Below are 18,468 nucleotides of genomic sequence, written 5' to 3' on the forward strand. Positions count from 1 at the left end.
CCTCGACCTGGTGAGACTGTTTGCAGCGGCCTGAGTTACGCCTTCAGCGGAACCAGACGTGGGGCGATCATGTTTTCCGGACGCAGGATGTCGTCGAGCATCTCGTCGTCCAGCAGCTTCTCTTCACGCACCAGTTCCAGTACGCCGCGGCCGGTTTCCAGGGCAACGCGGGCGATACGGGTGGCGTTTTCGTAGCCGATGTACGGGTTCAGGGCGGTGACCAGGCCGATCGAGTGCTCGACCAGTTCACGGCAGCGCTGTTCGTTGGCAGTGATGCCGACGATGCAGTGCTCGCGCAGCATGTCCATGGCGCGCTGGAGCAGGCGGATCGAGTCGAAGATCTTGTAGGCGATCAGCGGTTCCATCACGTTCAGCTGCAGCTGGCCACCTTCGGCGGCGACGGTCAGGGCCAGGTCGTTGCCCATGATGGCGAATGCCACCTGGTTGACGGCCTCAGGAATTACCGGGTTGACCTTGCCTGGCATGATCGAGCTGCCTGGCTGGCGCGCTGGCAGGTTGATCTCGTTGATGCCGGTGCGCGGGCCGCTGGACAGCAGGCGCAGGTCGTTGCAGATCTTCGACAGCTTGACCGCGGTACGCTTGAGCATGCCGGAGAACAGCACGAAGGCGCCCATGTCGGAGGTGGCTTCGATCAGGTCGGCAGCCGGTACCAGCGGCTGGCCGCTGATGGTGGCCAGGCGTTGTACGGCCAGGGCCTGGTAGCCCGGGTCGGCGTTGATGCCGGTACCGATGGCGGTACCACCCAGGTTGATTTCGGTCAGCAGTTCCGGAGCCAGCGAGCGCAGGCGCTGCAGGTCTTCGGTCATGGTGGTGGCGAAGGCGCGGAATTCCTGGCCCAGGGTCATCGGCACGGCATCCTGCAGCTGGGTGCGGCCCATCTTCAGTACGTGGTCGAATTCCTTGCCTTTGGCAGCGAAGGCCTGAATCAGGCTGTCGAGGCTGGCCAGCAGCGCGTCATGGCCCAGCAGCAGGCCCAGGCGGATGGCGGTCGGGTAGGCGTCGTTGGTCGACTGCGCCATGTTCACGTCGTTGTTCGGGTGCAGGTACTGGTACTCACCCTTCTGGTGGCCCATGGCCTCCAGCGCGACGTTGGCGATGACTTCGTTCGCGTTCATGTTGGTGGAAGTACCGGCACCACCCTGGATCATGTCCACCACGAACTGGTCGTGGTAATCGCCTTTGATCAGGCGGGCGCAGGCTGCACTGATGGCAGCGTGCTTGGCATCGCTCAGGTGACCCAGCTCACGGTTGGCGTCGGCAGCAGCCTGCTTGACCATGGCCAGGGCCACGACCAGCTTCGGGTAGTGCGACAGCGGAACACCGGAGAGATGGAAGTTGTTGGCAGCGCGCAGGGTCTGGATGCCGTAGTAGGCATCGGCAGGGACTTCAAGGGTACCAAGCAGATCTTTTTCGACGCGGAACGATGCAGCGGAGGACATGATGGATATCATCTCGATTTTGACCCGGCACATGCCGGAATGGCGCCAATCCTAGGCCTGAAGGGGATTTTGCGGCCAATGCTGTTGCACGCTAACCTATGCACAAACGGCATAGTGTTTCATGTGACGCCAATTGACATTCGAGCGTGTTCCATTTTGGTGCACGCCGGGAGATCTGCTTCATGAACCTCGAAAGCAAGTGGCTGGAGGACTTCAGTGCCTTGGCCTCCACCCGCAGTTTTTCCCAGGCGGCAGAGCGGCGTTTCGTAACGCAACCCGCCTTCAGCCGGCGCATACGCAGCCTTGAAGCAGCGCTGGGCCTGACTTTGGTGAATCGTTCCCGCACGCCTATAGAGCTGACCGAGGCAGGACAGCTGTTTCTCGTCACCGCGCGTACCGTTGTCGACCAGTTGAGCGAAGTTCTTCGTCACTTGCACCACCTTGAAGGTGGCCAGGGCGAGGTGATCCAGGTGGCTGCCGCGCACTCCCTGGCATCGGGCTTTTTCCCACGCTGGGTGGCCCAGTTACGCAACGATGGTTTGAACATTGCCACCCGCCTGGTTGCGACTAACGTAGGGGATGCGGTGCACGCCCTGCGTGAAGGTGGCTGCGACCTGATGCTGGCTTTCTACGACCCCGATGCGGCGCTGCAGATGGACGCCGAAATCTTCCCGTCGCTGCACATGGGCACCACCGAGATGCTGCCGGTGTGTACGGTGGGTGCCGACGGCAAGCCCATGTTCGACCTGGAAGGCGATGCCAGCGTGCCTCTGCTGGCCTACAGTGCTGGGGCGTTTCTTGGGCGTTCGGTGAACCTGCTGCTACGCCAGCGCAACCTGCGCTACACCACTGTTTATGAAACGGCGATGGCTGACAGCCTCAAGAGCATGGCGCTGGAGGGTATGGGGATAGCCTGGGTGCCGCGCCTGTCGATGCGGGGTGAACTGGAGCGCGGTGAACTGGTGGTCTGCGGGGGCAGCCAATGGCATGTGCCGCTGGAAATCCGCCTTTACCGCTGCGCGCTGGTACGCAAGGCCAATGTGCGTCTGCTGTGGCGCAAGCTGGAGTCGGCAGGCGGCCCGGGCGAGGCGTCAGTTTGAGTTGTTCCTGAGGTAGTCGGCAATGGCCGCTCGGTTCTGCTCGCTGTAGCGGTAGCAGTTTGAGCGCAGCACGATGCGCGCGGGAACCATGTAGGTTTCGCAGAACCAGCCGTTGAAGTCGGTCCTGGCATTTTCGTGGGTGGCGGAAAGCATATGGCCGAGTTGGTGGCCGGGTATCGCATAGGTGGTCATCGAAGCGATTGCGGTATTGCCATTGACGTGAGCGAGCCCTGCGACGCAGTTCAGCCCACTTCGGTCATAGCTGTCCTTGGTCAGCAGCAAATCCTTGTTCATGAAGGAGAAAGGCCTGGCCGAACGTTGGACACTTATTTCATCGGTGAAGGCATCGAGTATCTGGTTCGATGACATCGCGCGATAGTCGATGTCGGTGAGGCCCGCAATGGCGCGTTGAAAGATCACTTCGATCGGGTGCTGCGTGAATGAGCGCATTTCGTCCAGCCAATGTTGGAAGAGGTCATCATGCAGCTGCTGATCGCTGATGCCTGCCAGCTCATCATGAGGATAGACCGTGATCACCAGCGTTCTGGCAGCCCAGGCTGACGGTAGGAACAGGCTGTAAACGAGGCTGATAGCGAGCGCGATGTAGCGGGTATTGAGCATCTTTGGGTCCTTCGATGACGACCGGGGTCGAAAGGGCGAATTTTCCGGAGCAAGCACACCGTCGGTCAGAAGGAAAAGTTGTCCCGCGAGACAGCTTGCCCTTTGATCCGACATGTGCTTGTGGGGGTGGGCGGCCCGCCCAGAAATACGCTACAATCCCGCGCCTTCGGCCGACCCGGTCGATTCAGAATCCGTATGACGAGCCACGCCGGTCCACCTGCGTGGCTTGTTGCTTTTAGCGCGCCAGAAGGCGCTTGCAGGAGAGGCTCGACGATGAGTGCACTGGTTGGCGTGATCATGGGCTCCAAGTCCGATTGGTCCACCCTTAGCCACACCGCCGATATGCTGGAAAAACTCGGCATTCCCTACGAAGTGAAGGTGGTTTCCGCCCACCGCACCCCGGACTTGCTGTTCCAGTACGCCGAAGAGGCTGAAGGGCGTGGTATCGAGGTGATCATTGCGGGTGCCGGTGGCGCTGCCCACCTGCCAGGCATGTGTGCCGCCAAGACCCACCTGCCGGTGCTGGGCGTACCGGTCCAGTCGTCGATGCTGTCGGGCGTCGATTCGCTGCTGTCGATCGTGCAGATGCCTGCCGGCGTGCCGGTTGCCACCCTGGCTATCGGCCGTGCTGGCGCCGTCAACGCCGCACTGCTGTCGGCGAGCATCCTGGGCGCCAAGTACCCGCAGTACCACGCGGCACTCAAGCAGTTCCGCACCGAGCAGACCGACACCGTGCTGGACAATCCAGACCCGCGCCAGGCTTGAGGCTGAACCCATGAAGATCGGTGTAATCGGTGGCGGCCAACTGGGCCGCATGCTGGCCCTGGCGGGCACCCCGCTGGGCATGAACTTCGCCTTCCTCGACCCGGCGCCGGACGCCTGTGCCGCCCCGCTGGGCGAGCACCTGCGTGCCGACTACGGCGACCAGGACCACTTGCGCCAGCTGGCCGACGAAGTCGACCTGGTGACCTTCGAATTCGAAAGCGTCCCGGCCGAGACCGTGGCTTTCCTGTCGCAATTCGTCCCGGTCTACCCGAGCGCCGAAGCCCTGCGCATTGCCCGCGACCGCCTGTTCGAGAAGAGCATGTTCCGCGACCTGGGTATCCCGACCCCAGCGTTCGCCGACATCCTTTCGCAGGCAGACCTGGATGCGGCGGTCGCCAGCATCGGCCTGCCGGCTGTGCTCAAGACCCGCACCCTGGGCTACGACGGCAAGGGCCAGAAGGTTCTGCGTACGCCTGAAGATGTGGTCGGCACCTTCGCCGAACTGGGCAGCGTACCCTGCCTGCTGGAAGGCTTCGTACCATTCACCGGCGAAGTATCGCTGGTGGCTGTGCGTGCCCGCGATGGCGAAACCCGCTTCTACCCGCTGGTGCACAACACCCACGAGAGCGGCATCCTGCGTCTGTCGGTGGCCAGCGAGGCGCACCCGCTGCAGGGCCTGGCCGAAGACTATGTCGGCCGTGTGCTCAAGCAGTTGGACTATGTCGGCGTGATGGCTTTCGAGTTCTTCGAAGTCGACGGTGGCCTGAAGGCCAACGAAATCGCCCCGCGTGTGCACAACTCCGGGCACTGGACCATCGAAGGCGCCGAGTGCAGCCAGTTCGAGAACCACCTGCGTGCCATTGCCGGCCTGCCGCTGGGTTCGACCGCCAAGGTCGGTGAAAGCGCCATGCTCAACTTTATTGGCGAAGTACCGGCGGTGGACAAGGTTGTGGCCATCGACGATTGCCATCTGCACCATTACGGCAAGGCCTTCAAGGTCGGGCGCAAGGTCGGCCACGCCACCCTGCGCTGCCAGGACATGGGCACCCTCAAGGCCAGGATCGCTGAAGTAGAGGCGTTGATCAGCAACTGATCGAAGCGCTCGATCGAACTTCTGCCAGCGGCTTGCCCTCTGAAATGGCAACAAGCCAAAGCGCTGTCTAGGCTTTGGCTTGTTCCATCTTCATTTCAGAGGGACTGCCATGGGCATCATTGGAACCATCTTCATCGGCCTCATCGTCGGCTTGCTGGCCCGCTTCCTCAAGCCGGGCGACGACAGCATGGGCTGGATCATGACCATTCTGCTGGGTATAGCCGGTTCCCTGCTCGCCACCTATGGCGGCCAGGCGCTGGGGATCTACCAGGCGGGTCAGGCTGCAGGATTCGTCGGTGCGCTGGTGGGTGCGATCATCCTTCTGGTGATCTACGGATTCATCAAGAAACGCTGAATACTGGTTAGAATGCCCGGCAATTCATCGCGAGTTGCCGAGCGTTTCCATGCGTGCCTTTTTCCTCATTCCCTTGTTCCTGGCCAGTACCCTGGCCCATGCCGAACTGCCTGAAACCGACTGGCTGGAGCTTATGCCCAAGTCGGACCAGAAGGCGCTCGAAGAAATGCCCGAAATCGACCACAACTCGCCGGAGGCCAATGGCACCTTCACGGCCAAAGGTGGCCTCAAGCAGAGCAAGGGCCTGCCCGCGGTGATGTATTCGACCAAGACCGTGGCAGCCATGAACGGCAAGGACATCCGCCTCGGCGGCTACCCGGTGCCGCTGGAGAGCGATGCCAAGGGCAACAGCACCTTGTTCTTCCTTGTGCCTTACCCTGGCGCCTGCATCCACGTGCCGCCGCCACCGCCCAACCAGCTGGTGTTGGTGCGTTATCCGAAGGGGTTGAAGATCGATGACATCTACACACCGCTATGGGTCAGCGGCAAGCTGAAGGTAGAGAAGGTCAGCAATGACCTGGCCGATGCGGCCTATGCGCTGGATGCGGGGAAGGTGAGGGTGGTGGAAGACGCCGATCTCTGATCTCCCGTGCTGGCCTCTTCGCGGGTAAACCCGCTCCCACAAGGTTCTCCACAGTTTCGAAACCTGTGGATACACCTGTGGGAGCGGGTTTACCCGCGAAAGGGCCAGACTTGCTAAAGCAGGATTCAGATCACTACGCTACCGATCCTCACCTGCAGAGATCGGCTGCCCCCGGGCTTGAGCTCCACCACATCATCCCAGACATTCGCCGTCTCGATGCACAGCATCCGCTGCCAGCCGTCATCGGCCATGTCCGCCAGCTCCTTGGCCCGCTCGGTCCATGGGTTCCAGATCACCGCCGAGCGCGACCCGCTGCAGGTCAAGGTAATCCGCCGGTCCCAGTGTGAATCGACGATGCTCAGCTGCTGCGGCGTATCCAGGTAGATCCGGTCGGTTTCCCCGGTAAACGCCAACGCGCCTTGCTGCTGGCGCTGTTCCCAGTCGGCCAGGGTCTCGATGTACTGCAGCCCCTCGACCCCTTCGACGCGCGCCTGGCGCACGTCACTGACGGCGAAATAGCTGTGCAGGGCCTGGCTGATGGTCACGGGGCTGTTGCCCAGGTTGCGGCTGGTCAGGCTCAGTTCGAGCTCATCGCCCAGCACCACCAACAACTTGAGTTCAACCTCATGCGGCCAATCCGGCAGGTCACCCTGGGCCTCGGGCAGGCCGAATTCGATGCGCAGCGTATTGCCCGTTTCTTCGATGCCCAGCAACTGCCAGTCACGCGTGCGCGCCAGGCCATGGGCGGGCGCCTGCTCGCCATGGAACATCGCTTGTACCGATGCGGGATTGCGCTGCAGGTTGCCAAACCACGGCCAGCACACCGGCACACCGGCACGCACCGATTTGCCCTGGCGGAAGATGGCCTGGTCGCTCAGCCACAGCAGCGGTGGCTCGCCAACACGCTGGTAGCTGAGGATCTGCGCGCCCTGCTGGGCGATCAGTAGTTCGGCGCGGTCGCTGCTGATGCGCCAGCAGTTGAGTTCGCCGTGTTGCTCGGATTCGACCTTGAAGGTAGCCATTGCGCTCGTCTCATTGATTGCCTGTGGGCCCTTGGACCCGATGACGTGCAATGAGTTTACCGCTCGCCAGGCTCAGCGACGAGGCACAGAGCGGGTTCGGCCACTGCCGTCGATGGCAACGAACACGAATGTCGCTTCGGTGACCTTGCGCCATTCGCTGGACAGCGGGTCATCGCTCCACACCTCGACCATCATGCGGATCGAGCTGCGGCCGATTTCCAGGGTCTGGGTATAGAACGACAGTTGCGCGCCCACGGCCACCGGCACGAGGAACGCCATGCGGTCGATGGACACCGTGGCCACCCGGCCACCGGCGACGCGGCTGGCCATGGCGGTGCCGGCAAGGTCCATCTGTGCGACCAGCCAGCCGCCAAAGATGTCGCCAAAGCCGTTGGTTTCGCGCGGCAGCGCGGTGATTTGCAAGGCCAGATCGCCTTGCGGGATAGGATCTTCTTGTTCGAGCTCAATCATGCGATGGGGCCTCTGACCCGTGACGCTTTCGTTGGTGTGGCGCAAGGCCGGGAAAACGATTCAGCCGACAACATACTACGCCGATTCCGTTTCGCTGGGCGGCCATAGGGAAACTCTGCGAAACCGTCTGACATCAAGACCGGCGTTTTCGCACAACTTCCCACGGTTAAAGCAACCTTTTCCTACGAGCGGCCAGTATATATAGCCAATTGCCCAGCGACGACTGCGTATTAATGAATATCTGTATGGATTTTGTATCGCTTTCAGCGTAGCTCGGCAATTTGCTATCTTCGCTCCTCGCCCTAATCCAGAAGCCGCGTGCCAAGCGGCCTGCATGCCCTACAAGAGAACGACGAGCGATGACCTCCGTGCCGAGCAGTATCGAGCAGCCCTCGCGGCCGCTGACCCGCAGTGACTACAAGACCCTTTCACTGTCCGCCCTGGGCGGAGCCCTGGAGTTCTACGACTTCATCATTTTCGTGTTCTTCGCCACGGTGGTCGGCAAGCTGTTCTTCCCTGCCGACATGCCCGAATGGCTTCGCCTGATGCAAACCTTTGGCATCTTCGCCGCCGGTTACCTGGCGCGGCCGCTGGGTGGCATCGTCATGGCCCACTTCGGCGATCTGCTGGGGCGCAAGAAGATGTTCACCCTGAGCATCTTCATGATGGCCCTGCCGACCCTGATCATGGGCCTGCTGCCGACTTATGCACAGGTCGGCCTGTGGGCGCCGATCCTGTTGTTGCTGATGCGGGTGATTCAGGGCGCAGCCATCGGTGGTGAAGTGCCGGGCGCCTGGGTGTTCGTCTCCGAGCACGTGCCGGCGCGCAACACTGGTTACGCCTGCGGCACCCTGACCGCGGGCCTTACGGCGGGCATCCTGCTCGGCTCGCTGGTGGCGACGCTGATCAACACCCTGTACAGCGCCGAAGAAGTGGCTGATTACGCCTGGCGTATTCCGTTCCTGCTCGGCGGTGTGTTCGGCCTGTTCTCGGTGTACTTGCGCCGCTGGCTGCACGAAACCCCGGTGTTCGCCGAGATGCAGCAGCGCAAGGCCCTGGCCGAAGAGTTGCCGCTGCGCGCGGTGCTGCGTGACCACCGCGGCCCGATCATCCTGTCGATGCTGCTGACCTGGATGTTGTCTGCCGGCATCGTGGTGGTGATCCTGATGACCCCGGCACTGCTGCAAAGCCTCTACCACGTCAGCCCCACCGACTCGCTCAAGGCCAACAGCCTGGCGATCGTGCTGCTCAGCATCGGCTGCATCGGCGCCGGCAGCCTGGCCGACCGCTTCGGCGCGGGCCGGGTGTTCGTGATCGGCAGCCTGCTGCTGCTGGTCAGCTCCTGGACCTTCTATCACAGCCTTCCGACCCACCCTGAGCTGTTGTTCCCGCTGTATGCGGTGACCGGGTTGTGCGTGGGTGTAATCGGTGCGGTTCCCTACGTGATGGTCAAGGCATTCCCGCCAGTGGTGCGTTTCAGCGGGTTGTCGTTCTCTTATAACGTGGCTTACGCCATCTTCGGCGGCCTGACGCCGATGGTGGTGACGGCGTTGCTCAAGGTCAGCCCGATGGCACCTGCCTACTATGTGGCAGGGCTGTGTGCCGTCGGTCTGTGCGTTGGCCTGTACCTGCTCGCCAACAAACGCTGATCTGCAACAAGGCTACCCGGCCTCTTTGCGGCTAAAGCCGCTCCTACAGGTACTGCGAAAGCCTTGAGGCTGTGCCAGATCTGTGGGAGCGGCTTTAGCCGCGAAGAGGCCGGACCTGTTTTTGGTGATGGCCTTTCATCCATTTGTCACAATTGAGTCATATCGTATTCATGCGGCCTGCAGATACTTGGCCCCGTTCCATCCAACACCACAATATTCCTGCTAGGAGCAAGGCATGAAACTGAAGCGTTTGATGGCGGCCCTCACGTTTGCCGCCGCTGGCGTTGCGACCGCCAACGCGGTAGCCGCTGTCGACCCTGCGATCCCGACCTACACCAAGACCACCGGTGTTTCGGGCAACCTCTCCAGCGTCGGTTCCGACACCCTCGCGAACCTGATGACTCTGTGGGCCGAGGCCTACAAGAAGGAATATCCGAACGTAAACATCCAGATCCAGGCTGCTGGCTCCTCGACCGCGCCACCCGCGCTGACCGAAGGCACCGCCAACCTCGGCCCGATGAGCCGCAAGATGAAGGACGTCGAGCTGCAGGCCTTCGAGCAGAAGTACGGCTACAAGCCGACCGCCATCCCGGTTGCCGTCGATGCCCTGGCCGTGTTCGTGCACAAGGACAACCCGATCAAAGGCCTGACCATGGCTCAGGTTGACGCCATCTTCTCGTCCACCCGCCTGTGCGGCGCCAAGGCCGACGTCAAGACCTGGGGCGACCTGGGCGTGACCGGCGACCTGGCCAACAAGCCGGTGCAGCTGTTCGGCCGCAACTCGGTATCGGGCACTTATGGCTACTTCAAGGAAGAAGCCCTGTGCAAAGGCGACTTCAAGCCTAGCGTCAACGAACAGCCTGGCTCGGCTTCGGTCGTGCAGTCGATCAGCTCCTCGCTGAACGGCATCGGCTACTCGGGCATCGGCTACAAGACTGCCAGCGTCAAGACCGTGGCCCTGGCCAAGAAAGAAGGCGGCGAATTCGTTGAAGACAACGAAACCAACGCCCTGAACGGTACCTACCCGCTGTCGCGCTTCCTGTACGTCTACGTCAACAAGGCGCCGAACAAGCCTCTGGCCCCGCTGGAAGCCGAGTTCGTCAAGCTGGTGCTGTCGCAAGCTGGCCAGCAGGTCGTGGTGAAGGATGGCTACATCCCGCTGCCGGCCAAGGTGGTCGACAAGACCCTGGCTGACCTGGGTCTGTCCCACGCTGGTAACGTTGCAAAGAAGTAACTAACTGAGGATGAGGCCGGCGCTGATGCCCGGCCTCTTCCACGCCTTTCAAGTCCGGTGCCAGGGTTCCTGAGCGGCGGGCTTTTTTGCGTCAACTCACTGTCATGTTTTTGTCATACGGGACCGCTAGGGTGTGCGCATGAATGATCTGGCCAATTCCACAATGACCCCGAATTCCCCTCCCGTGCGGATTGACTTCAATACGCCCGAGTTGCAACGCAAGCGCCGGATGCGCGCCCTCAAGGATCGCCTGACCCGCTGGTATGTACTGGTGGGCGGGCTTGCTGTATTGGCAGCTATCACGCTGATCTTCTTCTACCTGGCTTATGTGGTGCTGCCACTGTTCCAGGGCGCCGAGCTGACCAGCAAGAAGGCGCTGGAGCCGACCTGGCTGCAACAGGATGCCGGCAAGCCACTGATGATCGCCCTTGAAGAGCAGAATCTGGTTGGCATGCGCGTTTCGGACAAGGGCCAGGCGCTGTTCTTCGACACCAAGAGCGGTAACGAACTCAAGCGGATCGACCTGCCAGTGCCTGCTGGCACCCAGGTCAGCTCGATCAGTACCGACCAGCCGGGCAGCCCGTTGGTCGTACTCGGTTTGTCCAATGGTCAGGCGCTGGTGTTCCACCACACCTACAAGATCACCTACCCGGACAACAAGAAAACCATCACCCCCGGCATCGACTACCCCTACGGTGAACAGCCGTTCGTGCTCGATGACCAGGGCCGCGCGCTGGAGCACGTGAGCGTCAACGTCAATGGCGATAGCTTGATGCTCGCTGGCTCCACCGGTGCGCACTTGCAGGTGCTCGAGCTGACCCGCACTGAAAACATGATGACCGAAGAGGTCACCACCGAGCAGAACCGCATCGAACTGCCGCAGATGACCGAGGTGGTGAAGGACATCTTCATCGACCCGCGGCAGCAATGGCTGTACGTGATCAACGGCCGTGCCACTGCCGACGTGTTCAGCCTGCGTGACAAGAGCCTCAATGGCCGCTACAAGCTTTCCGAAAGTGCCGATACTGAAATCACGGCCGCAACCCAGCTGGTTGGCGGCATCTCGCTGATCATCGGTGACTCCAAGGGCGGCCTGGCCCAGTGGTTCATGGCCCGCGACCCGGATGGCGAGCAGCGTTTCAAACAGATCCGTACCTTCCAGATGGGCAAGGCCGCAATCGCCCAGATCGATGCAGAAGAGCGCCGCAAGGGCTTCATCGCCCTGGATACTGAAGGCAAGCTTGGCGTGTTCCACAGCACCGCGCACCGCACCCTGCTGGTCGAGCCGGCGGCCGAAGGCGCGGGCATCCTGGCCCTGTCGCCACGAGCCAACCGCATCATTATCGAAGAAGGCGGCAAGCTGTTGCCGTTGAGCCTGCGCAACCCGCACCCGGAAGTCTCCTTCAGCGCGTTGTGGGGCAAAGTCTGGTACGAAAACTACGACGAGCCCAAGTACGTCTGGCAGTCGACCGCATCGAACACCGACTTCGAACCCAAGCTGAGCCTCTCGCCGCTGACCTTCGGTACCCTCAAGGCCGCGTTCTACGCGATGATCCTGGCGGCCCCGCTAGCCATTGCCGCGGCTATCTACACCGCCTACTTCATGGCCCCGGGCATGCGCCGCAAGGTCAAGCCGGTGATCGAACTGATGGAGGCGATGCCGACGGTGATCCTCGGCTTCTTCGCCGGCCTGTTCCTCGCGCCGTACCTGGAAGGCCACCTGCCTGGCGTGTTCAGCCTGTTCCTGATCATGCCGCTCGGCATCCTGCTGGCGGGCTTCACCTGGAGCCGCCTGCCTGAATCGATCCGCCTGCGTATTCCGGATGGCTGGGAAGCGGCAATCCTGATTCCGGTGATTCTCGCCATCGGCTGGTTCGCCCTGGCTGTCAGCCCGTTCCTCGAGAGCTGGTTCTTCGGCGGCGACATGCGTTTGTGGATCACGGACACCCTGGGTATCCGCTACGACCAGCGCAACGCCATGGTGGTCGGTATTGCCATGGGCTTCGCGGTCATCCCGAACATCTACTCGATCGCCGAAGACGCCGTGTTCAGCGTGCCGCGCAGCCTGACGCTGGGCTCCCTGGCCCTGGGTGCGACGCCGTGGCAGACCCTGACCCGCGTGGTCATCCTCACCGCCAGCCCGGGCATCTTCTCGGCGCTGATGATCGGCATGGGTCGTGCGGTGGGCGAGACCATGATCGTGCTGATGGCCACCGGCAACACTCCGGTGATGGAGCTGAACCTGTTCGAAGGCATGCGCACCCTGGCCGCCAACGTGGCGGTGGAAATGCCTGAATCGGAAGTTGGTGGCAGTCATTATCGTGTGCTGTTCCTCGCCGCCCTCGTGCTGCTGATGTTCACCTTCGTCATGAACACCTTGGCCGAGCTGATTCGCCAGCGTCTGCGCAAGAAATACTCGTCGCTTTGATAGAAAGGTAGAGATCCGTGAAAAAGGATTCCCTCAAAGGCTGGTTCAAGAGCGGCGCTCCAGGCGTCTGGATCAGCGGTGGCGCGGTGGCCATGGCGGTGATCATGACCGTTGGCCTGCTGGCGGTGATCGCCGTGCGCGGCCTGGGCCACTTCTGGCCGGCCGACCTGATCCAGGCCACCTACAAGGTGCCGGGCCAAGCCGACCACGTCGTCATCGGCGAAGTGGTGCAGAAGGAAGAAGTACCGCGTGCCCGCCTCAAGGGCGCCGGCCTGCCGGTGCCAGACGACGGCCCGGAGTTCATGACTCGCGAGCTGGTCAAGGTGGGTAACCGCGACCTCAACGGCAGCGACTTCACCTGGGTGGTTGGCGACTGGCTGGTCGACGAGCAACGCCCGGCCGACCTGATTGCCCTGGAGCGCCGCGAGTGGGGCAACTTCTATGGCTATCTGGTCAGCGTCAAGGAAGAAGGCCGCGTGGTTGCCCAAGGCCAGGCGGCCTGGAACGAACTGCAAGCCCGCCTGAAGCGTGCCAACCAGCTCAACAGCGAACTGCAAACCCTCGAAAAGAAGGACATCGGTGCCATCAACCATGGCCTTGAGCGCCTGCGCCTGCACGGTCGCAAGCTGGAACTGGACGGCAAGCTGGACGCCGCTGCCCAGGCCGACATGGACGCCGAACGCGCCGAGCTGAACAGCCGCTACAAGGCCATCGAGGAGCGCCTGTTGGGCCTGCACCAGGCCTTCGCCCGCGACAGCCTGGTAGCGCGTGACGGCAATGGCCGTGAAGTGGAAATCAACCTGAGCAAGGTGGTGCACGCCATTCAGCCGAACGGCATGTCCGGCCTGAGCAAGATGGGCACCTACTTCGCCAAGGTCTGGGAGTTCCTCAGCGACGACCCGCGTGAAGCCAACACCGAGGGCGGGATCTTCCCGGCCATCTTCGGTACCGTGATGATGACCCTGATCATGGCCGTGATCGTCACGCCGTTCGGCGTGCTGGCTGCGGTCTACCTGCGCGAGTACGCCCGGCAAGGCCCGGTAACCCGCCTGATCCGTATTGCGGTGAACAACCTGGCTGGCGTACCGGCGATCGTTTATGGCGTATTCGGCCTGGGCTTCTTCGTCTACGTGCTGGGTGGCTCGATCGACCGCCTGTTCTTCCCCGAAGCGCTGCCGGCACCGACCCTGGGTACCCCGGGCTTGCTGTGGGCTTCGCTGACCTTGGCGCTACTGGCCGTGCCGGTGGTGATCGTGGCCACCGAGGAAGGCCTGGCGCGGATTCCGCGCACCGTGCGTGAAGGTTCCCTGGCCCTGGGTGCGACCAAGGCAGAAACCCTGTGGAAGATCGTCCTGCCGATGGCCAGCCCGGCCATGATGACCGGCATGATCCTCGCCGTGGCCCGCGCCGCCGGTGAAGTGGCGCCGCTGATGCTGGTAGGTGTGGTGAAACTGGCCCCCTCGTTGCCGCTGGACGGCAACTACCCGTATCTGCACCTGGACCAGAAGATCATGCACCTGGGCTTCCACATCTATGACGTCGGCTTCCAGAGCCCGAACGTCGAAGCCGCGCGACCGCTGGTGTACGCCACCGCGCTGCTGCTGGTGCTGGTGATCGCCACCCTCAACCTGTCGGCGGTGTGGATCCGTAACCACCTGCGCGAGAAGTACAAGGCGCTCGACAGCTGAGCCTGATCTGCAAGCGTGCCGCCTGCCTGCCGGGCGGCCCTTTGAAACGAATTGATAGCGTATGGAGTTGACCATGCAGCATGAATCCCATACCCACGGCATCGACATGTCTGCCCTGGGTCGCGACAAGCAGAGCCTGCGCCTGGCCGAAGAAACCGTGGCCATCGAAGTGCCGGGGCTGAGCCTGTTCTACGGCGACAAGCAAGCCCTGTTCGACGTGCAGATGAACATCCCCAAGCAGCGCGTGACCGCCTTCATCGGCCCGTCCGGCTGCGGCAAGTCGACCTTGCTGCGCACTTTCAACCGCATGAATGACCTGGTCGACGGCTGCCGTGTGGAAGGCGCCATCAACCTGTATGGCAACAACATCTACCGCAAGGGCGAAGACGTGGCCGAGCTGCGTCGCCGGGTGGGCATGGTGTTCCAGAAGCCCAACCCGTTCCCCAAGACCATCTACGAGAACGTGGTCTACGGCCTGCGCATCCAGGGCATCAACAAGAAGCGCGTGCTCGATGAAGCCGTGGAGTGGGCGCTGAAGGGCGCCGCCCTTTGGGACGAGGTCAAGGACCGCCTGCATGAGTCTGCCCTGGGCCTGTCCGGTGGCCAGCAGCAGCGTCTGGTGATTGCCCGTACCATCGCGGTCGAGCCCGAAGTGCTGCTGCTCGACGAACCCTGCTCGGCACTGGACCCGATCTCGACGCTGAAGGTCGAAGAGCTGATCTACGAACTGAAATCCAAGTACACCATCGTCATCGTGACCCACAACATGCAACAGGCGGCCCGTGTTTCGGACTACACCGCGTTCATGTACATGGGCAAACTGGTCGAATTCGGGGATACCGACACCCTGTTCACCAACCCGGCGAAGAAGCAGACCGAAGACTACATCACCGGTCGTTACGGCTAAGCGCTGCTCGTGATGAGCACCTGGCACTGTGGGAGCGGGTTTACCCGCGAAGCAGACGCCTCGGTGCCTGGCACCGGCTTTGCCGGTGATCGCGGGTAAACCCGCTCCTATACGGACGCGCTACCAAAGGACAAAACGATGATCAACAAAGAAAGCCTGACGCACCATATTTCCCAGCAGTTCAACGCCGAGCTGGAAGAGGTGCGCAGCCACCTGCTGGCCATGGGCGGCCTGGTTGAAAAGCAGGTGAACGATGCCGTCACCGCGCTGATCGAGGCCGACTCGGGCCTGGCCCAGCAGGTGCGTGAAGTCGATGAACAGATCAACCAGATGGAGCGCAACATCGACGAGGAATGCCTGCGCATCCTCGCCCGCCGCCAGCCGGCGGCCTCCGACCTGCGCCTGATCATTAGCATCTCCAAGTCGGTGATCGACCTCGAGCGCATTGGCGACGAATCGACCAAGATCGCCCGCCGCGCCATCCAGTTGTGCGAGGAGGGCGAGTCGCCGCGTGGCTACGTCGAAGTGCGGCACATCGGTGATCAGGTGCGCAACATGGTGCGCGATGCCCTTGATGCCTTCGCACGCTTCGACGCCGACCTGGCGCTGGCGGTGGCTCAGTACGACAAGACCATCGACCGCGAGTACAAGACGGCGCTGCGCGAACTGGTCACTTACATGATGGAAGACCCGCGTTCGATCTCGCGTGTGCTCAGCGTGATCTGGGTGCTGCGTTCGCTGGAGCGGATCGGCGACCACGCGCGCAACATCTCGGAGCTGGTGATCTACCTGGTGCGCGGTACCGACGTCCGTCACATGGGGCTCAAGCGCATGAAGGCAGAAGTCGAAGGCACCGCGGGTGACGCGGCCGAAAGCGCTAATGTTCCGGCGAAACCTGACGATAAATAAGATTGCTCGCGAGCATCGACGCCCGGCCTGTGCCGGGCGTTTTCGTTGGTGGCAGAGCAATCAGCAGGCACCCGCGAACGATGCGAAGAAGTCCCGGCGTGACCCTAGAGTTGGCAAGTGGCCACCATTGCGCGGTAGGCTAGTCGGGTTCAAGAGGAGTTTCGATGAGTAAAGTCAATGTGCTGGTCGTGGATGACGCGCCGTTCATTCGTGACCTGGTAAGGAAGTGCCTGCGCAATGCCTTCCCGGGCATGGTCATCGAAGACGCGGTCAACGGTCGCAAGGCCATGGCCATGCTGGGCAAGGAGCAGTTCGACCTGGTGCTGTGCGACTGGGAGATGCCGGAGATGTCCGGCCTGGAATTGCTGACCTGGTGCCGTCAGCAGCCCGAGATGAAGGACATGCAGTTCATCATGGTGACCAGCCGTGGTGACAAGGAGAACGTGATCCAGGCCATCCAGGCTGGCGTCTCCGACTTCGTCGGCAAGCCCTTCACCAACGAGCAACTGCTGACCAAGGTCAAGAAAGCCCTGACCAAGATCGGCAAGCTGGAAAGCCTGGTAGCCGGAGCGCCGGCACGGGTGAATTCGGCATTCGCCAACGACTCGCTGAGTGCGCTGACCGGCGGTAAACCTGAAGCGGCCAAGGTCGCGGCGCCTGCTGTTGCACCGTCCAAGCCATTGCTCAATGCACCCAAGCCGCAGACTGCGGCGGTTGCGGCCCAGGCCGGGCGTGGGCAGGGCCAGTTGCGCCTGTCCAGTGGTACCCAGCCCTGCGTGATCAAGGCGCTGAGCCTCAAGGAGGCCTTGTTGGTGGTGCGTCGCAGTGCAGCGCTGCCACAGGTGCTTGAGGGCGCTGTGCTCGACCTGGAGCAGGGTGAGAACGCCGAAGTGGCACGCCTGAACGGCTACCTGCACGCCATCGCCGCGCTGGAGCCCAAGCCTGAAAGTGACTGGCTGCAGTTGACCTTCAAGTTCGTCGACCAGGATGCGCAGAAGCTCGACTACCTGTCGCGCCTGATTGCTCGTGGTACCCAGCAAAAGCACTTCACCCCCGGCGCCTGATCGCCATCTGTGGGAGCGGCCTTGCGTCGCGAAAGGGCTGCGTAGCGGCCCCAGCAATCTTTGTATGATGCCGAGATCCTGGGGCCGCTACGCAGCCCTTTCGCGACGCAAGGCCGCTCCCACAGGGATCGAATCAGCCTTCCGACCAACTGCAATACTGCCCGCCAATCCCGCTGCTAGTCTTCGACAGACCATAACTGTCAAATAGCCACCATCATGCCCGCCGCCGCCCGCTTGCTGCTTTTGTGTGCCTTGCTTTCGGCCTCGGCGTCGAGCATGGGCATGACTATCTACAAGACCGTCGACAACACCGGCGTGGTCTCGTACTCCGATCGCTACAGCCCGGGGGCGAAAACCTTCGAGATGAGCGAGCCGATCCTCGATCACATCGATGGCAAGGTGCGCCTGCAGGCCGAAACCTTCCCAGGCGGTGTGCGCTTCATGGTACGCAACGAGTTGTACGTGCCGATGCAGGTTGAACTGCGCATCGACAAGCTGAGCAATGCCTTCGGTGGCAATCAGCCGCGCAACATCCGTACCGTGGTAGGGCCGCGCTCGAGCAAGGTGCTGAGTTCCGTGTTGGCTGCGCCCGGCGGCAAGCTGCTATACGCCACCAGCTTCCAGTACGCCATGGGTGACCCTGGCCAGCACTCATTGGCCTATCGCTATCCGTTTCCCTGGAAGGGCGGGCCATTTCGCCTGACCCAGGGGCCCAACGGCCGCTTCAGCCACTTCGGCCCCAGGAGCCGTTATGCGATGGACATTGCCATGCCGGAGGGCACGCCGATCATTGCTGCGCGGGGCGGGATGGTGGTGAAGGTCGAGAATGGCCAGAGTGGTCGGGGCAACAACCCTGGGGGCAATTTCGTGCGGATCCTGCACCCTGACGGCACCATGGGTGTGTACCTGCACCTGATGCATGGTTCGGTGGTGGTGCGCGAAGGGCAGCAGGTGGTGGTCGGACAGGCCTTGGCCAAGTCGGGGAACACCGGTAACAGCACCGGGCCCCACTTGCATTTCGTGGTGCAGCGCAATGTGGGGCTGGCGCTGGAATCGATACCGTTCCAGTTCGACCGGCCGCTTGGCGGGTTGCCGGACTTCACCGCCGGCAACCCATAG

The 18,468-nt window shown here is 62.2% G+C and carries 17 protein-coding genes; 13 read left to right on the top strand and 4 right to left on the bottom strand.

Annotated elements, in window-relative coordinates; genetic code table 11:
- Positions 1-35: 35 nt before the first annotated feature.
- Positions 36-1,460: an aspartate ammonia-lyase gene (gene aspA / locus BUQ73_RS26480; RefSeq protein WP_079230629.1), complete on the bottom strand. Its 1,425-nt coding sequence runs from the start codon at positions 1,458-1,460 to the stop codon at positions 36-38.
- A gap of 182 nt (positions 1,461-1,642) precedes the next feature.
- Between aspA and BUQ73_RS26485 the strand changes: the two genes are divergently transcribed.
- Positions 1,643-2,560: a LysR substrate-binding domain-containing protein gene (locus BUQ73_RS26485; RefSeq protein WP_079230298.1), complete on the top strand. Its 918-nt coding sequence runs from the start codon at positions 1,643-1,645 to the stop codon at positions 2,558-2,560.
- Here BUQ73_RS26485 and BUQ73_RS26490 read toward each other — a convergent pair.
- Positions 2,552-3,181, bottom strand: a complete 630-nt coding sequence (locus BUQ73_RS26490; RefSeq protein ID WP_079230299.1) for a hypothetical protein — start codon at positions 3,179-3,181, stop codon at positions 2,552-2,554. The genes BUQ73_RS26485 and BUQ73_RS26490 overlap by 9 nt on opposite strands.
- Before the next feature lie 273 nt (positions 3,182-3,454).
- Here BUQ73_RS26490 and purE point away from each other — a divergent pair, with 273 nt between their 5' ends.
- From purE to BUQ73_RS26510, 4 genes are all read left to right on the top strand, one after another.
- The gene (purE, locus tag BUQ73_RS26495) at positions 3,455-3,946 is read left to right on the top strand and encodes a 5-(carboxyamino)imidazole ribonucleotide mutase (RefSeq protein ID WP_003253304.1); all 492 of its coding nucleotides are present in this window, start codon (positions 3,455-3,457) and stop codon (positions 3,944-3,946) included.
- Between the two features lie 10 nt (positions 3,947-3,956).
- Positions 3,957-5,039 carry a 5-(carboxyamino)imidazole ribonucleotide synthase gene (locus BUQ73_RS26500; RefSeq protein WP_079230300.1) on the top strand — a complete coding sequence of 361 codons (1,083 nt, stop codon included), beginning with the start codon at positions 3,957-3,959 and terminating at the stop codon, positions 5,037-5,039.
- Positions 5,040-5,148: 109 nt separating this feature from the next.
- Complete coding sequence (locus BUQ73_RS26505; RefSeq protein ID WP_054884765.1) at positions 5,149-5,394, top strand: GlsB/YeaQ/YmgE family stress response membrane protein; 246 nt, start codon at positions 5,149-5,151, stop codon at positions 5,392-5,394.
- A 49-nt stretch (positions 5,395-5,443) separates the two neighbouring features.
- Positions 5,444-5,977 carry a DUF3299 domain-containing protein gene (locus tag BUQ73_RS26510; RefSeq protein ID WP_079230301.1) on the top strand — a complete coding sequence of 178 codons (534 nt, stop codon included), beginning with the start codon at positions 5,444-5,446 and terminating at the stop codon, positions 5,975-5,977.
- Between the two features lie 125 nt (positions 5,978-6,102).
- Here BUQ73_RS26510 and BUQ73_RS26515 read toward each other — a convergent pair whose 3' ends face one another.
- Positions 6,103-6,999, bottom strand: coding sequence for a D-hexose-6-phosphate mutarotase (locus BUQ73_RS26515; protein WP_079230302.1), 897 nt, complete (start codon positions 6,997-6,999; stop codon positions 6,103-6,105).
- Positions 7,000-7,071: 72 nt separating this feature from the next.
- The gene (locus BUQ73_RS26520; RefSeq protein WP_027917060.1) at positions 7,072-7,470 is read right to left on the bottom strand and encodes an acyl-CoA thioesterase; all 399 of its coding nucleotides are present in this window, start codon (positions 7,468-7,470) and stop codon (positions 7,072-7,074) included.
- A gap of 359 nt (positions 7,471-7,829) precedes the next feature.
- Between BUQ73_RS26520 and BUQ73_RS26525 the strand changes: the two genes are divergently transcribed.
- From BUQ73_RS26525 to BUQ73_RS26560, 8 genes are all read left to right on the top strand, one after another.
- Positions 7,830-9,119, top strand: a complete 1,290-nt coding sequence (locus BUQ73_RS26525) for an MFS transporter (protein WP_079230303.1) — start codon at positions 7,830-7,832, stop codon at positions 9,117-9,119.
- Between the two features lie 235 nt (positions 9,120-9,354).
- Positions 9,355-10,353: a phosphate ABC transporter substrate-binding protein PstS gene (locus BUQ73_RS26530; RefSeq protein WP_027917054.1), complete on the top strand. Its 999-nt coding sequence runs from the start codon at positions 9,355-9,357 to the stop codon at positions 10,351-10,353.
- Between the two features lie 139 nt (positions 10,354-10,492).
- Positions 10,493-12,781, top strand: coding sequence for an ABC transporter permease subunit (locus BUQ73_RS26535; RefSeq protein WP_079230304.1), 2,289 nt, complete (start codon positions 10,493-10,495; stop codon positions 12,779-12,781).
- A gap of 17 nt (positions 12,782-12,798) precedes the next feature.
- The gene (gene pstA, locus BUQ73_RS26540; RefSeq protein WP_079230305.1) at positions 12,799-14,469 is read left to right on the top strand and encodes a phosphate ABC transporter permease PstA; all 1,671 of its coding nucleotides are present in this window, start codon (positions 12,799-12,801) and stop codon (positions 14,467-14,469) included.
- A gap of 73 nt (positions 14,470-14,542) precedes the next feature.
- Positions 14,543-15,376: a phosphate ABC transporter ATP-binding protein PstB gene (gene pstB / locus BUQ73_RS26545; RefSeq protein WP_079230630.1), complete on the top strand. Its 834-nt coding sequence runs from the start codon at positions 14,543-14,545 to the stop codon at positions 15,374-15,376.
- A 138-nt stretch (positions 15,377-15,514) separates the two neighbouring features.
- On the top strand, positions 15,515-16,285 hold the full coding sequence (gene phoU, locus BUQ73_RS26550; RefSeq protein ID WP_079230306.1) for a phosphate signaling complex protein PhoU: 771 nt from the start codon (positions 15,515-15,517) through the stop codon (positions 16,283-16,285).
- Between the two features lie 164 nt (positions 16,286-16,449).
- Complete coding sequence (locus BUQ73_RS26555) at positions 16,450-17,349, top strand: response regulator (RefSeq protein WP_079230307.1); 900 nt, start codon at positions 16,450-16,452, stop codon at positions 17,347-17,349.
- A 216-nt stretch (positions 17,350-17,565) separates the two neighbouring features.
- A complete protein-coding gene (locus BUQ73_RS26560) occupies positions 17,566-18,468 on the top strand; it encodes a peptidoglycan DD-metalloendopeptidase family protein (protein WP_079230308.1) in 903 nt (300 codons plus the stop codon).

This window comes from Pseudomonas putida, from assembly GCF_002025705.1.
Classification (GTDB): Bacteria; Pseudomonadota; Gammaproteobacteria; order Pseudomonadales; family Pseudomonadaceae; genus Aquipseudomonas; species Aquipseudomonas putida_J.